General features: G+C 37.7%; 12 protein-coding genes and 1 riboswitch. Of the genes, 6 read left to right on the forward strand and 6 right to left on the reverse strand.

Features of this window, described 5'->3' with window-relative positions:
- Window positions 1-7 precede the first annotated feature (7 nt).
- The 5 genes from C0Z22_RS04845 to lysC are packed head-to-tail and all read right to left on the reverse strand — an operon-like array spanning window position 8 to window position 4954.
- Window positions 8-1204 carry a PLP-dependent decarboxylase gene (locus C0Z22_RS04845; RefSeq protein WP_103217213.1) on the reverse strand — a complete coding sequence of 399 codons (1197 nt, stop codon included), beginning with the start codon at window positions 1202-1204 and terminating at the stop codon, window positions 8-10.
- A gap of 12 nt (window positions 1205-1216) precedes the next feature.
- Window positions 1217-1972, reverse strand: a complete 756-nt coding sequence (locus tag C0Z22_RS04850) for a 2,3,4,5-tetrahydropyridine-2,6-dicarboxylate N-succinyltransferase (RefSeq protein WP_103217568.1) — start codon at window positions 1970-1972, stop codon at window positions 1217-1219.
- A 5-nt stretch (window positions 1973-1977) separates the two neighbouring features.
- A complete protein-coding gene (gene dapA / locus C0Z22_RS04855) occupies window positions 1978-2874 on the reverse strand; it encodes a 4-hydroxy-tetrahydrodipicolinate synthase (RefSeq protein ID WP_103217214.1) in 897 nt (298 codons plus the stop codon).
- 29 nt (window positions 2875-2903) lie between these two features.
- A complete protein-coding gene (locus C0Z22_RS04860) occupies window positions 2904-3584 on the reverse strand; it encodes a 4-hydroxy-tetrahydrodipicolinate reductase (protein ID WP_103217215.1) in 681 nt (226 codons plus the stop codon).
- On the reverse strand, window positions 3584-4954 hold the full coding sequence (lysC, locus tag C0Z22_RS04865; RefSeq protein WP_103217216.1) for a lysine-sensitive aspartokinase 3: 1371 nt from the start codon (window positions 4952-4954) through the stop codon (window positions 3584-3586). Before lysC ends, C0Z22_RS04860 begins: the two co-directional genes overlap by 1 nt.
- A 105-nt stretch (window positions 4955-5059) precedes the next feature.
- A riboswitch (Lysine riboswitch) is annotated at window positions 5060-5272 on the reverse strand.
- Between the two features lie 90 nt (window positions 5273-5362).
- Here lysC and asd point away from each other — a divergent pair.
- The 5 genes from asd (at window position 5363) to C0Z22_RS04885 (ending at window position 9935) form a co-directional block, all read left to right on the forward strand.
- Window positions 5363-6460, forward strand: coding sequence for an aspartate-semialdehyde dehydrogenase (asd, locus tag C0Z22_RS04870; protein ID WP_103217217.1), 1098 nt, complete (start codon window positions 5363-5365; stop codon window positions 6458-6460).
- 7 nt (window positions 6461-6467) lie between these two features.
- A complete protein-coding gene (locus tag C0Z22_RS04875; protein ID WP_103217218.1) occupies window positions 6468-7211 on the forward strand; it encodes a phytanoyl-CoA dioxygenase family protein in 744 nt (247 codons plus the stop codon).
- Between the two features lie 91 nt (window positions 7212-7302).
- A complete protein-coding gene (locus tag C0Z22_RS04880) occupies window positions 7303-8865 on the forward strand; it encodes a DUF1254 domain-containing protein (RefSeq protein ID WP_103217219.1) in 1563 nt (520 codons plus the stop codon).
- Between the two features lie 8 nt (window positions 8866-8873).
- Window positions 8874-9050, forward strand: coding sequence for a hypothetical protein (locus tag C0Z22_RS15980; RefSeq protein WP_158246815.1), 177 nt, complete (start codon window positions 8874-8876; stop codon window positions 9048-9050).
- 78 nt (window positions 9051-9128) lie between these two features.
- Window positions 9129-9935 (forward strand): hypothetical protein, encoded by an 807-nt coding sequence (locus C0Z22_RS04885; RefSeq protein ID WP_103217220.1) that lies wholly within the window; start codon window positions 9129-9131, stop codon window positions 9933-9935.
- Window positions 9936-9945: 10 nt separating this feature from the next.
- Here C0Z22_RS04885 and C0Z22_RS04890 read toward each other — a convergent pair whose 3' ends face one another.
- Complete coding sequence (locus C0Z22_RS04890; RefSeq protein WP_103217221.1) at window positions 9946-11316, reverse strand: sodium:alanine symporter family protein; 1371 nt, start codon at window positions 11314-11316, stop codon at window positions 9946-9948.
- A gap of 312 nt (window positions 11317-11628) precedes the next feature.
- On the opposite strand from C0Z22_RS04890, the gene C0Z22_RS04895 reads away from it, so the two are divergent.
- Window positions 11629-15039 (forward strand): hypothetical protein, encoded by a 3411-nt coding sequence (locus C0Z22_RS04895; protein WP_158246816.1) that lies wholly within the window; start codon window positions 11629-11631, stop codon window positions 15037-15039.
- Window positions 15040-15049: the final 10 nt, after the last annotated feature.

Here is a 15049-nt window from a genome sequence, read left to right on the forward strand (position 1 = left end):
TGGTAGATTATTCAACCCAATCGGCACTTGTTTTAATTGTTCTGGGAATCATAACGTCTCCTTTGTATGAAACAACTTCCGCCGGTAGATTGTGACAAAGAAAAAATGGCATACTCTCAGTAAAGCCATAAGCGCCACATTGAGTGAAAACTAGCCAATCTCCGTAGTCACAATCTTGTGGTAATTCAAAGACCCCAAGCTTGTCCAGAGATGTGCACAAAGGACCGTGAACGTGAAATTCCTTAGTTTCTTTGGCCTTTTTATCTTCATTTAAAACACGGCAAGGAAAGGCCTGATCCGTAAGGGCCGGTCGTGCGATATGATTGATTCCGCCGTCAAGTACAAGAATCTCTTGGCCACGTACATTTTTTCGATCAATGACTTGGCTTAAATATAACCCGCATTCACCAACGGCAAAGCGTCCTAGTTCCATCCAAATTTTCTTAAGATTATGCTTCGCTTTCAAGCGCATAAGGGCAGCATTAATATCTTTAAAATCTATTCGCGCGTCTTGATTTTGATATGGAATACCAAGGCCACCACCAAGATCAATGACCTCTGGTGTGATATTCATCTTGCTAGCAAGAGTATTGATGCGCTCACAGGTTTTATCCCAAACCTCTTCAAGTCTTTTGGGATCAAGAATATTTCCCCATTGAAAAACATGAAAGCCAATGGCCTCTATATTTTCGTATTCATTTAAATCGATTGATGACCACGTGTCCTCATCAAGTCCAAAGGCCGTAATTTCATCTCCACCAAGAACAGACTTTTCTTGAGTATCCCATTCAAGTTGTACCCTTAAAAGGGCACGGGCCTTAATCCCTAGCTCCTTAGCTTGTTCATTTAACCACTTTAGTTGATAGATACTTTCAACAACGACACAGTTAATTTCATGCTCGAGTAGAGTTCTAATATAGCCACGAGACTTACTTGGGCCAGTAGAGATAATGTCACAAGACTTCACACCACTGGCCACAACTTGGGTAAGCTCTCCCTTGGAAGCAACATCGACGCCGATTCCAAGGTTTCTGATAAGTTTTAAAATCGAAGACAGGGGATTGGCCTTACAAGCATAGTAAAGCTTTATACTTTCATCCTTATTGTCTGTGATATAGCGCAGATGCTCTTCAAGGGCATCTAAATCATAGAAATAAAATGATGAATCTAATCTCTTTGTTAACTTCGTTAAAACTTTTTCCATTAAAAATTTGCCTTATCTTAAAAATGCTTCTAGCTCAAGTGAGGCATCTGATTTTTCATCACGGTATTTAACAATCATGGCACAGTTCATTGAAAGGCCCATATCTCTTGCCCATGAAAGCTTCTCGTTAACAGGTCTTGTTCCTGGAACGACAATTGCGCCTTCTGGAATTGGCTCACCTGGTTCAAGTCTTCTTTCATTAACACAATCATATACCGGAACACCTTTTGATAAGATAACCCCTGGAGCAATAACAGCGCGTTTTAAAACTTGAATTCCTTCAACGATAACTGCACCGGCACCGATAAAAGCATCATCTTCAATGATTACAGGAGCAAGGCCAATTGGCTCAAGAACGCCACCAATTTGTACTCCTGCACTTAGGTGAACATTTTTACCAATCTGTGCACATGAGCCGACAAGAGCGTGAGAATCGACCATTGTTCCTTCATCAACATAAGCTCCGATATTTATATATGCAGGAGGCATGATAATAACACCACTAGAAACATACGCTCCACGACGTACACTTGATCCACCTGGAACCATACGAACACCACGGTCTACACTAAATTTTTGTGCTGGAATATTGTGTTTGTCGACAAAGCCTGGCCAGCCAAATTCAGATTGTTCAACATTTTTTCCAGCTTTAAAAACCTCAAGGATCATTTGTTTTACTTCAGTGTTCGCAACCCACTTACCATCAACTTTAGAAGCTGATCTTAAAGTTCCACTCTCAAGTCCTAAAAGGATTTCATCTACAGTCATTGTCATTATGCTTTTCTCCATTCATTAATTTTCTTATTTGCATTTAAAACATTAGCTTCTAATTTCATATCTTTGATTGAAAGTGGCGGTCGAAGACTTGCATCTTTAATTTGCCCATTCTCTTTCATAAGCCATTTTGCAGGAACTGGATTTGAAGCAACAAACATTGCGTTGCTCGATTCGACCCACATTTTAGTTTCTTCTTCACTTAATTCGCCACCTAAGCAAGCAACCGTGTATGCATGAGTTTGGGCCGGCCATGGATTTGAAGCGACTGAAACGAGACCTTTGGCACCTAGAGGTGCAAATTCTGGAAGCATTCCATCATCACCACTATAGACTCGACCTAACTCACCAGCTGCTTCGACATATTTTGCAAATTTCTCAGGGCTTCCACTTGCTTCTTTAATTGCCCAAAATTGCTTATGCTTATTAAGGCGTTTTACGGCCTCAAATGAGAGCTCAATTCCAGCACGAGAAGGAACATTGTAAAGCATTACAGGTTTGTTTGAAACATCCATTAGGGCCTTAAACCATTCATACTGTCCTTCGGCTCCTGGCTTTGCATATAAAGGAGTAACCATCAAATAAGCATCGATTGCTAGGCCATCAAGGTATGATACCCATTCACATGTTTCAGTTAAGTTGATACCGCCAACCCCACACATTAATGGAACTTTTAAACCAAGATCAATAACGAAGTTTAGAATATTTTTTCTTTCTTCAAGATTTAGATTTAAGGCCTCACCTGTAGAGCCTAAGATTAGAATCCCATTTCCTGCTTTTTCTTGTTCTCTTAAAATAGACTCAAGTGAGTCCAGATCAATCGTTAAATCAGCGTTAAGGGGAGTGATTACTGCCGTCCAAAGGGGCGTTGAATTTATATAGTCGTGATTTGCCATTTATATAGCTCCTTAAATTAGTTTCTTTCTTAGCTATTTCTAATTACTTGTAATGCAATATCGCTAAAGTCGTGTAAACCAGGCGCAAGATTACTTACGCGTTCACAGGCCCAAAGAGCACCTGCTGCAAAAATTTTTCGATCCTTAGCTTCGTGTTTAATTGTAATATATTCATTCGGAGTATCAATCTTTAATTCATGAATTCCAATAACATCTCCAATGCGCTCACTTGTAATAGTTGAGTCTTTTTCTAACCATTCTTGCCATGAAAGGGCAGTGCCACTTGGAGCGTCCAATTTTTTTGTATGATGAACTTCATGGATTTCATATTTTAGATCACTGGCAGGAAAGAGTGCTTGGGCCTTGGCCGCAATACGGATCATTTCTTTTGCTAGATTCATCCCAAGACTAAAGTTAGTTGCTTTAATCCATGGTGACTTAATTTGACTAATTAATTGCGCAGTCCAAGTGAAACCAGTAGAACCAGTTACTACGCAGATTCCTGACTCGCTTAATAATTCGAAATAGTGCTCTAAAAATACATCACCATTCAAAAAAGAGAGGACTATATCAAATCTATTAAGATCATCTTTTTTTAAAGGATTTTTTGAATCAAAAACTTCTAATTGAATATGTGAATATTCTGGTGATTCACAAAGCTCAATTACTTTTGAGCCAGTTTTTCCTTTTCCTAAAAGTGCAATTTTCATTAAATGAATTCCTTATGTAATCTTTGAATCGTTTGATCAGCATCATTCTTACCTACTAAGAAACAAAAATTATGCTTACTTGCACCCAAGCAAATCATACGAACATTAATTCCTTCAACAGCATTAAAAATTCGTGCTGCTAAATTTGGTGTGTGATTGATTTCATTTCCAATTAGACTTACTAATGTTAAGTCCTTTTCCACTTTTACGCTACAAAGCTCAGATAAACGATCAATAATCTTCTTATTTAATAAAGCACTATCATCTAAAGTCAGTGCGACTGAAATCTCTGATGTCGTAATGGAATCAATACTGACTTTAAATTCATTAAAGATCTTAAAAATTTCAAATAGAAATCCGTGTGCTTGAAGCATTTTAGGTGTTGATAATGTGACAAGGCTTTGTTCACGTCTTAGCGCCATCGCACGAATTAGTGGCGCTGACTCAGTATCATTCTTAATCCACGTTCCAGGCTCATTTGGCTCATAGCTTGATCCAACAAAGACCTTAATCCCAGCACGTAATGCCGGAGTTAAGGTCGTTGGATGAAGTATTTTTGCACCAAAAGTTGCCAACTCGGCCGCTTCAGAAAACGTTATTTCATTAAGAAGCTTTGCTTCTTTCACTATTCTTGGATCTGTTGTGGCAATACCAGCAACATCTGTCCAGATCTGTAATGTGTCAGCACCCATGGCCTCAGCAACAAGGGCCGCTGAATAATCAGAACCACCACGACCTAAAGTTGTCGTAAGCCCATCACTCGTTGCACCAATGAATCCTTGCGATACATAGACAATATCGCCATATTTTGCATTCACAAGAAACTGGTCAGCACGAGCTTTTGTCGCTTCAATATCCGGAGCTGCCTTTGTAAAATTATCATCCGTTACAAGAACTTGTCTGATATCGAATAATTCAACTTTCTTATTTGATGCTAACTGTTCATTGATGCGTGCTAGAACTTCACTGAAGACAAGGGAAGAAAGTCGCTCACCAAGGCTTACAAGTGAATCATAGGCGCGATCCGAACACTCTCTTAGCAGTAGCATTCCTTTGGCAATCATCGTTACTTCAGATAGAAGTACTGTTACATCATCTTTTAAACTTTCAGAAGCCTGCATTTCTTGAAGGATTTGGCGGTGCTTGTCTTCGATTTCATGAATAAGCTCATTAACTCGTTCTTCGTCACCAGCAGGTGCCTTTTTAGAAATTTCGACAAGTAGGTTTGTGACACCATAGACAGCTGAGACAACGACCATATTAGCGCCTTTATTAACACTAATTTGAGCACTACGAGTCATGGCCTCGAGATTTGCCATCGACGAGCCACCAAATTTCGCTACAATAACTTCATTTGTTTGAGTTGACATAAGTCTCCAAAGTAAAAACGTTTAAAGTTTTAAAATTAAGTTAATTGTATGTAGGAGAATAAAGAAATGCAAAAAAACATCTAGCCAAAAGATTAAGCTAACATTTGCATTTGAAGCTCTCCACATAACTAAATCCTAATTTCGTTAATTAAAATTTACTATATGACAGTCCTAAGGCTTCTCCCTTAGTAACCAATAAGATAAGTTGCACACTCTGATCTTATTTCGGCAATGAACCCATTGTGTTGACTGATAACGGACTAATATAGTTGTGCATCCTTATCAACACGCTCTGAACACTGCGCCTCTTCAATTGAAATTTATTGTAGTGGATAGACACATTGATGTCTATACTTTTATAATTTTAGGCGTAATTATATGAAAAGGCCTTTGCCTGTGGAGATCAAAATGAAAAAAGTTGGAATTATTGGTTGGCGTGGAATGGTAGGATCTGTTCTTTTAGAGAGAATGGAAAGCGAAGGTGACTTTGCTAAGATCGATCCCTACTTCTTTTCAACTTCTCAAGCAGGACAAAGTGGTCCACTTATTTACAATGCGACTCATACTTTAAAAGATGCAAATAATATTTCAGAACTTGCAGATATGGATATCATCATTTCTTGCCAAGGTGGAGACTACACAAAGCAAGTGCGCCCAGAGCTTGAAAAAGTTAATTGGCCAGGATTTTGGATTGATGCTGCTTCAGCAAAGAGAATGGATGATGATTCTTTAATTATTCTTGATCCAGTAAATCGCGACATTATTGATAAGGCCCTGAATGATGGGATTAAAAATTTCGTAGGTGGTAACTGTACAGTAAGTCTAATGCTTATGGGAATTGGTAGCCTTTTTCAAGAAGGTCTTGTTGAGTGGATGAGTACAATGTCTTATCAAGCGGCTTCTGGTGGTGGTGCTCGTCATATGAAAGAACTTTTAACACAGATGGGAGTTATCGGAAATATGGCAACGCCATTGATGGATGGACCGATTCTACAACTTGATCAAGATATCTCAAATCTTTTGAAAAGTAATGAGCTTGATAGTGACTGCTTTGGTGTTCCATTAGCGCTAAATCTAATCCCTTGGATTGATAGCGCTGTTGAAGATGGCCAAACACGTGAAGAATGGAAAGCATTTAGTGAAACAAATAAAATTTTAGGTCGTACACAAAACCCTATACCAATTGATGGAACGTGTGTAAGAGTTGGAGCTCTTCGCTCACACTCTCAAGCATTAACTGTAAAATTAAATAAGTCTGTTGATCTTAAAACGATTGAAGAGATGATTAAAAACTTTTCTGAATACACTGAGTTTGTTGAAAATACACCTGAAGCAACACGTGAAAAACTAAATCCACGCTATGTTTCAGGAACTCTTAAAACAACAGTAGGACGTGTACGTAAGATGAAAATGGGTGATGATTACTTGAATATTTTTACAAGTGGTGATCAACTTCTTTGGGGAGCAGCAGAACCATTAAGAAGAATGCTTAATATCGTGCTATAGTAATTATATGGAATTAGATTTTGATAAATTAGTTAATGATTTTTATGAAAATGGTTTTTGCATTGTTGAAGGCCTTTTTGACTATAAAGAAATAAAACGCATCAAACGCTCATTTGATAACCTTTATGAGGCGTCACAAACGATCAATGAGACGCAAATGCTAAAGCTTGCTCAATTTGTTTTTGATAAGAGCGCTCTTAATCGCATTGTCTGGTGTGGTGGATATGATGAGCACTTACTTGATATTGGTGCTGATAAAAGAATTTTAAATATTGTTAGTAAGATTCTAGAATCAAATGAAATGGTTCAACTCATTAATCAGGCCCACTTCAAGTTACCAGGACAAATTGTAGAGTTTAAGTGGCATCAAGATAGTGAACACCGTCGCTACGGCACTGAACTCTGGGAAGATGTTGATGGGCGAGGAAGTTATGTACAAACTGTAATGGCCATTGATGATATGAATTCTTTAAATGGACCACTTAAGTTTATTCCTAAGTCACACTTACAAGGTCATCTTAATTACAAAGAAGATCCAAGTATTATCGACGAATTGCTAGATAAGCTTCCGTCTATCGACTTACAGCTTAAAGCTGGAGATGTTGCCTTCTTTGGCCCGTATACTTTTCACTCGTCATCTCTTAATAAAACAGATTCACCAAGAAGAGTTCTCATCAACGGATATGCACAGCCGGGAGCTAATAAGAGAGAGTATCCAGGTGCTGGATACGGCAGACATTTGACTCTTTAAATATTTAACTTTAATTCACGATTCTTAAGTCCATTGCTATTTTCCTTGCGCTATATTGTGACTAAGCACACAATAAAACAAGGAAATAGCTATGAGCAAATCAAGTTATAAGAAGTATCTTCTTCCTAGCTTAGGGGTGACTCTTGCCATTACATGGATTTTCACCGTTACCTATCTTATTCAATCTAATACACCTGAGAGTTCTCAAACACATTTAACGCGATCAGAACTTGATAAGATTTATTATGGGCAATCAACAGAAGCAGAGCGCTCGATTGCATCAGTTCCAGTTAAAGATGATCCGTTATTAAAAGAGGCTTATTCCTTAGGACTAAATGCTTACCTCTGGGGATCAACTCTTGTAAGAATGGAGAATATTGCTCGTACATATACTGATGTCGTCCAAAAACAATCTGAGACAAGTTATCGCGCACCCTTAAATGAATTTGGTCACTCAAGACGCTTACCTGGCCCTACTGATACTGATATGCCAACGGCCAATCAAGACACTCTTTATTCCAGCGCAATTTTGGACCTTAATCAATCAGCGATAGTCCTATCGACACCTGAAGTAAAAGATCGATACTATGTTATTGATGTTTTCGATATGTGGCACAACCTTATCAAATATGTTGGAACTAGGCAGACAGGTACGAGTGCTCAAAAGTATTTAATCGTCCCACCAAACTCTAAAGAAATGTACCAGAAGCAAAAAGGAGTGGAAGGTCTAACAATTATTGAATCTCCAACTTCTAAGGTTTGGTTATGGGGAAGAACCCAGATACTGAAGTCAGATGATATGGAAAAAGAATTAAATGATGTACACAAAATCCAAGACCAATACAAACTAACAGAATTAGATGAATATCTTGGTAAGAAAAATCGTGTCCGCATTTATCCTCTGTCAAAACGTGTTGGAAGTGATAGTGACCCTTTACGTTTTTTTGAAGAATTAGGAGAGTATTTAAAAACTAATCCTGTTAGTGAAAAGGAGAAGGCATTATTTGGGCAATTTAAGAAAATTGGTCTAACTAAAGAAGGATTTAAAAAAGAGATGCTCTCTCAGCAAGTACAAGATGTTCTAATACAAGCTTTAAATGATGGGCCCCAAGTGGTTGCTGCGCAAATAAGAAATCCAGCAAATACAAAATTCATTAATGGATGGAGCTATGTCTTTGATCTAGATAATTTTGGTGATGACTATGCTTTAAGATCAATGGTCTCTCATCCGTACCTAGGCGGGCAAGGGGCCAAGGAAGCTCTATACCCTTTGGCCGAAGTAGACTCTAAAGGAAATAAGCTAAGCGGTTCTAAGATGTATCGTATTCGTTTTGATCGTGAGCCAAAGGTTGGAGCATTTTGGTCTGTCACTGTTTACGATAGTGTAAGTAAAATGCTTATCGAAAATGATCTCAAACGCTACTCATTAAACAATAGTAGTAATTTAACAAAGAATTCTGATGGTAGTTTTGAGCTATACTTTTCTAACCAAGTTCCAAAAGATGAAAAGAAGAAAGCGAACTGGCTGGCCACACCGAAAGGAAACTTCTACGTTATTATGCGTTTATATATTCCGTCTCAAGAGATTTTAGACTTAAAGTGGAAGGTTCCAGGGATCGAGCAAATTGAGCCGAAGGTAATTTCAATGAAATAGGTGAAAATGTGGCAAAAAATGATTTTTCCAAATTTCGAAATATAATTCTCTCAGTCATGGCCGTCATTTTATGGGTGGCCATGATTTCATATCTTTATATTGAGCATGAAAATCGTAGCCGTGTTCCTGCTTCAATGAAAGATAATGACTCAAAACAAAGACCTCATCGTCTCTATCGCAATTAGCTGACTTAGTTTTTGACACCTATGTAGATTTTTTTGAAGACAATGAAAATAGGGCCATGCTTTTGCTATATTTTAGCTATGCGATTCCTATTACTTCTCATTCTTTTTTCAATTTTCAGTGTGAATTATTCATATTCTCAGGACTATGGACTTCTTGATGTAAAAGGATCAATTTATTCAAAAAGAAATGTCGACAATTATTTAAGGCCATTTCAAACAGATGGCTGCTCATCGATCTCCCCACAAGGTACTTTTAATGCTCCTAAATTATGGCAACATTGCTGTATTGAACACGATATAAGCTATTGGATGGGTGGCCCATTAATGGATAAAATTAAGGCCGATGAAGATTTAAAAAGCTGTGTATCTGATGTATTTTCAAGTATTTTTGGCAAGGCGATGCAAGTTGCTGTCTATATTGGTGGGAACCCAACTTTTCATACAGGTTATGCTTGGGGCTATGGTTGGAATCATATTCGAGGCTATCATGAATTATCGAGTTCTGATCGCTACGAGATTTCTAAAAAAATGCCACAAGATCCTTTAAATCAAGAAATCGTCGAGCTAGGTTTTGATAAAGAAACAATTCCTTTAAAGAATGACAATATCTGCTTAGAAGAAATTAATGACTTTCTTGAGAAACGCATTAAAGCAAAAGTCGATATTAAAGTTATCGAAGATATTGATACATTCTTTTCGAAAGGATTCTTCATTGAAGCAAATAACTGTAAAGGTACCTTAAGAGCAATTATGAGACATGGTGTTGATCATAATGACTGTCGAGATATTCCTTATGAAAACAAATGGGAAAGAACGGTTCGTTCACTTGAGGCAACTGGAGAGTGTGCTGAGATTTATGGAACCCAGCACTCTTTAAGAAATTAATAGTATCGAATTATGCTTTCTTAACAATATACTTTGCGAAATACTCATCTAATTTATGCTTAACTTTTGGTGCCAACCAAATTGTCGCAACCATATTTGGAATGGCCATTAGAGCAAAACCAATATCCATCGCATTTACCATATCATCAGGTGCCGAGATCGCTCCCATAAGAACCGTTGATGAATAGAAAAGTGCAAAAGTTAATCTTGCCCCAAGAATGGGGATACCCCCAAAAAGAAAATCCCAACATTTCTCACAATAGTTTGATGCACCTATTACTGTTGAAAGTGAAAAGAGAATGATTGAAAGTCCTAGTAAATGTGATCCTGCAACTCCAAAGTTTTTAACAAAGGCCATTTGAGTCATTAGAACTCCATTGGACTCTTGAAGCTCTTGTGGTGTCAGAGAACTTAGAATTACAATTGAAGTCATCGTACATACAATGATTGTATCAATAAAAGGGCCAATCATCGCAACAAGACCTTCCGCAACGGGCTCACTTGTCTTAGCATTTCCGTGGGCCATTGGAGCAGAGCCGACACCTGCCTCATTAGAGTAAGTCGCTCTTTTAATTCCAGTCTTAAAAATGTGAACAACGGCCAGTCCAGATGCTCCACCAACTGCAGCTCGTCCATTAATGGCCTCATTAAAAATAAGAACAAAAACATCAAGAACACTTGATAGATTCATAAAAATAATAGCAATGGCACAACCAACATATAAAAGGCACATTGTTGGAACAATTTTTGAAGTTGCTTCTCCAATTCTTCTAACTCCACCCATGAGAATATAAACCATCAAGGATGCAGTGATAAAACCAGAAATGTATGTAGGTATACTGTAATTTGATTCGATGAAGGTTGCCATTTGATTTGTATTGAATACACCGAGTGAACCGATTAAGCCTGCTACAGCAAAGAAATAAGCTAGGAAGTGCATATACTTAGGTAGGGCCTCTAAGATTGTATACATTGGGCCCCCTTGAATTTCTCCATGGTGGTCATTCTTTCGATACATAACCGCAAGAGTACATTCAAAGAATTTTGTATTCATCCCAATTAGAGCACCAACCCACATCCAAAAAATAGCACCTGGGCCACCTTGCGAAATAGCAACGGCAACACCAGCAACATTTCCCATTCCAACAGTTGAGGCCAAAGCATTTGTTAGTGCCTTAAAATGAGAAATTTGCCCCTTACTCTCATCATCGTGTTCATGGTGAAATTTACCTACGATAAGCTTTATGGCGTGAAAGAAACCTGCTAGCATTTTGAAACGTGAAACGGCCACAAGATAGAGACCTCCGCCAACGAGTAAGATTACCAAAGGTAGTCCCCAGACAATATCGACGGTTTGCGCAAGAAATGCAGAAATATTCATAAAGGTCCTTTAAAATGCGGGTAATAAAACTTATTTAAAATTTTTCCACACAATAACGTAAATGGCCAGACAATGGAATACAACCTCGATGTATTTGGAGGCAACTCAGGATCAGCGATTTATAGTATTGAGCAACAAGCTGTTATTGGAGTCCATACATTTGGATCTGCATCCCTCATATACTGGCGCAGGAGGCCTTGCAGGAGGGATGCCTATTCGTGAAATACCATCTTATTTTCTTAATGATCTAAATTAATAAAGTTGGCACTCTAGTTGCATCATATATCTCTAAGAAATCATTGAGAGAGGTATATGGTGTTAAAATCTAAGTTTTTACTAGTTATTCTTTTGACAGTGACTATTTTTTCGACACAAGTGCAGGCCAAACCTATGCACAGTGGTCCAATTAATTCTCGCGCCGATGAAGAATGGGGTAATGAAGAAGCATTAGTTTCACTTAAATGGCCTCTTAAATTTCTTCGCTATGATCTTCAGGACTTACTCGTTGGAGATGGTAAAGGTAGCTTTAAAGAGATCTCCAAGATTGACCTTGATCCAATCAATAGAACTTTTCACCTTGATGCCACCGTAAATATTCCAGACTCGATGCTTTTATCGATGGAAGATAAGGCCGGCGATAAGCTCTTAAATGAACACTCAATCTCTCTTGTTCTTGGCTTTCCTCCATATGTGCGTGGACAATATGTTGAGTTAACAATAGAGAAATTTGTCTTAGATGACGTTGATTATACAAATGGTATGCATATTGTAACTAATGTAACTGCGGCGCTTTTAAGAAATCGAAGCTTACTCAATTACTTCATGGCCGATGATAAGGCCCCTACAGATTATTCTGATGAAGACCTTTCTAAAACAATTAAAGATTTATTTGATAATGAAGATATCGTTTTAAAGGACAACCGAGTTCGTCTGCGTTTCAACTTTATGAAACTCTCCGGCCTAACACGTTACCGTGATCTCGAAAATCTTCAAGTTTGGTATATTGGCCCAAAGAAATTAAAAGGAACAAAGCAAGGAGCTTCATTTCTAATTGAAGGTGGAATTGGAAATCCTTCTCTTAGTTATATCAAAGGAATGAAAGAAGAAGGAAAGGTTGCTGCTGATGAGCTTAAAAAACTTCGTGAAGCAGAATATAAGACATATGGTTTTAGCGCTGATACTGAGCTAAGACTCTCCAAAATGCACTCAAGACTCCTAGAAGAGACAGGAATTTATAATTGGAATGATCGCGAAAGAATGATTATTAACGAAATTCTAAAAACGTCTATTACAAAAGCAAGAAAGGCCCTAAGCCTAAAAGACTTATATTTTATTGATGAGCCACAACTGGCAAATATCAAATTCTTTGAGCAAGCAGGCGAGTTTTTAAGAGTCTCTATTGCTGATTTAAAGCTTAGACATGCAGTTGATTGGGAAACTCGAAATGGAGGCCGTAAAGGCTCAGAGATGCCTTTTGTAAGCTCTCGCATCTCACAAAATGCGGTTTCACAATTCACAAATTTCTTTCGTGACTTCAAACTAATTGATAAGGAGCCACTATTTAAAGAATTGAATGTTGTGCTAGCTCCACATCTTCCTGGAATCATCTTAAGAGGACGTGTAAATCTTGAGCTAAACTCGCTATTTGAGATGGGCCTTGAAGGTGAAGGAATTGATTTTAACAATCCAGATATTCGCCTTGATAGTAAGACTTATGGTAACTCTGTTCCATTTGAAATTTCTTTATATACATATATGAGAGATAAGGGTGTTTTAGAGCTAGATATTAAAGATGCGACACTTGGTAGTGGAAAAAATAGCGTTCTTCTAACTCCTAAAACTGACAAAGGATACTTTCTTGAAGAGTTCACAAAGCTTGCAACAGCAAATATTTTAAAGACGTACCTAATTAGTGATCCTCTTGCGACAAAAGAAGATGAAGTTGTAGTTGATGAGGCAGAAGTAAAAAGAAAGCTTATCGAAAAACTTGAAAACTTCAAAAATAACTTTCAACTTGCACAAACTGTTAAGACAGAAGAAGAAATCATAGCGGTTAAAAAGCTTGATCTTCAAAGTCCATTTAATTCAATCCCTGAAGAGATGACAGAAGAAAACTTAGTTGAGTTCTTCAATAATATCCTTGGAATTGATCGCCGTACAGGTAGACTTCAGATCAATCTTGATCCGACTATTTTAAGTGAAAAGATTCTCTATGCTCAAAATAATGTACAAGTTTGGAATATAGAGCCAATCTTCGATAAATTAATGGATAAGACCTATATCGATCTAGCAATTGGTCACGGTGTAAGAACAAAAGACTTCTTATCAAATATTTATAATCGTCCAGAAAAGAAAGATAGCTTAAATTTTGTAGGTACTTCTGGTGATTTTAATAACGAAGGACCTACTGATTACTCATTTAAGATAAATCTTAGAGAATTCGAATCAATGGTAAACTCGATTCTTACGGCCTCAATTGCTCCACAAGTAAAAGAGGCCAAGGCCCAGCTTGCATCTCTTGAAGAAGGAAGTGTTAATATCCTTGAGGATCTTACTGTAAGGTCACAAGGTGATAATCAGCTATACTTATCAATTGCCCTAAATCAAGTTGAAAAGAAGAAGCGCTGGTTTGGAGCAAGAATTGTTAACAATATCTTTGGCAACGAAGACAAGAATTATGTTATTGAGAATAATCGCTCATCAATAAGTGCAAGAATTAAGCTGCATGCTGTGCCTTTAAAAGACTATAAGAGTGATCTAATTGCAAAGAATCAGGATGAAATCTTTTTAGGAAATACTCTTCTAAAGATTGAATTAGAATCAATTGGTCGCACGGCAAAGAATCCTGGACTATTCGGATCGGTTTTAAACGCCATGATAGGGGATGTTAACCTTAAAAATGGCATCGTAGGCTCTAACCTTAAAAAGCTAGTCCTTAAGATTGCAGGGCCAATGCTAAACCCTACAGGTGAGAGAAATGGTAATGCAACTCTAGCGGGATTTGCACTCAATAATTACTTAAAGGTATTTACGACTAAAAAAGATATCTTATTACAGCTTAATCCACGTCTTGCAGGCCCAGTATGGGATCTACTACTTGTCCAAGACCAGGACTTTAAGGGACGCAAGATTGGAATTGGTGTGGATTATCCAAGTGAGACAATTAACTTTGACTTTAAGATGGTCTTTAACCCATCGACAGTTGATAAGCATGAGCTTTATTTAATTATGAAGGAAGCAAGTGAGATTTCCCAATCAGTAAAAGATGGTAAGATTAAATCGACTGCAGACTTCTTAAAAGTTTATGATCGTCTTTTCTATAATAGTGACATCACAAAGCTTTCACTTAAGCATCGACTGATTAAAGTAATTGATAGCTACAATGCGCTTTCTGTTTTAAATGAAGAAGAGACTCATGCTGATAATTACTCAACAACTGGAGCAGAGCTTATGCAAATTGCCACAGCGGCAAAGGTTTTAAGAGATGCCTTAACAAGAGTAAGTGATCTTAAGCAACCAAAAGGTATTAGCACATATGCTAATAATGCACATAGAGTTTTAGCTGAGCTTGATGAAAGATTTATTGGGCCTTATTATCGACTTTATAATAAGCGCTACAAAGAGAATAATCTTAAGATCATAAATGCACAGATTACGGATTGGACGCTTTACATCCTTCCTGATGCACTCTTTGCACAGAAGGCCTTTGAGTTTCTTGACTAGATTTCACAAA

Source organism: Halobacteriovorax sp. DA5, from assembly GCF_002903145.1.
Lineage (GTDB): Bacteria > Bdellovibrionota > Bacteriovoracia > Bacteriovoracales > Bacteriovoracaceae > Halobacteriovorax_A.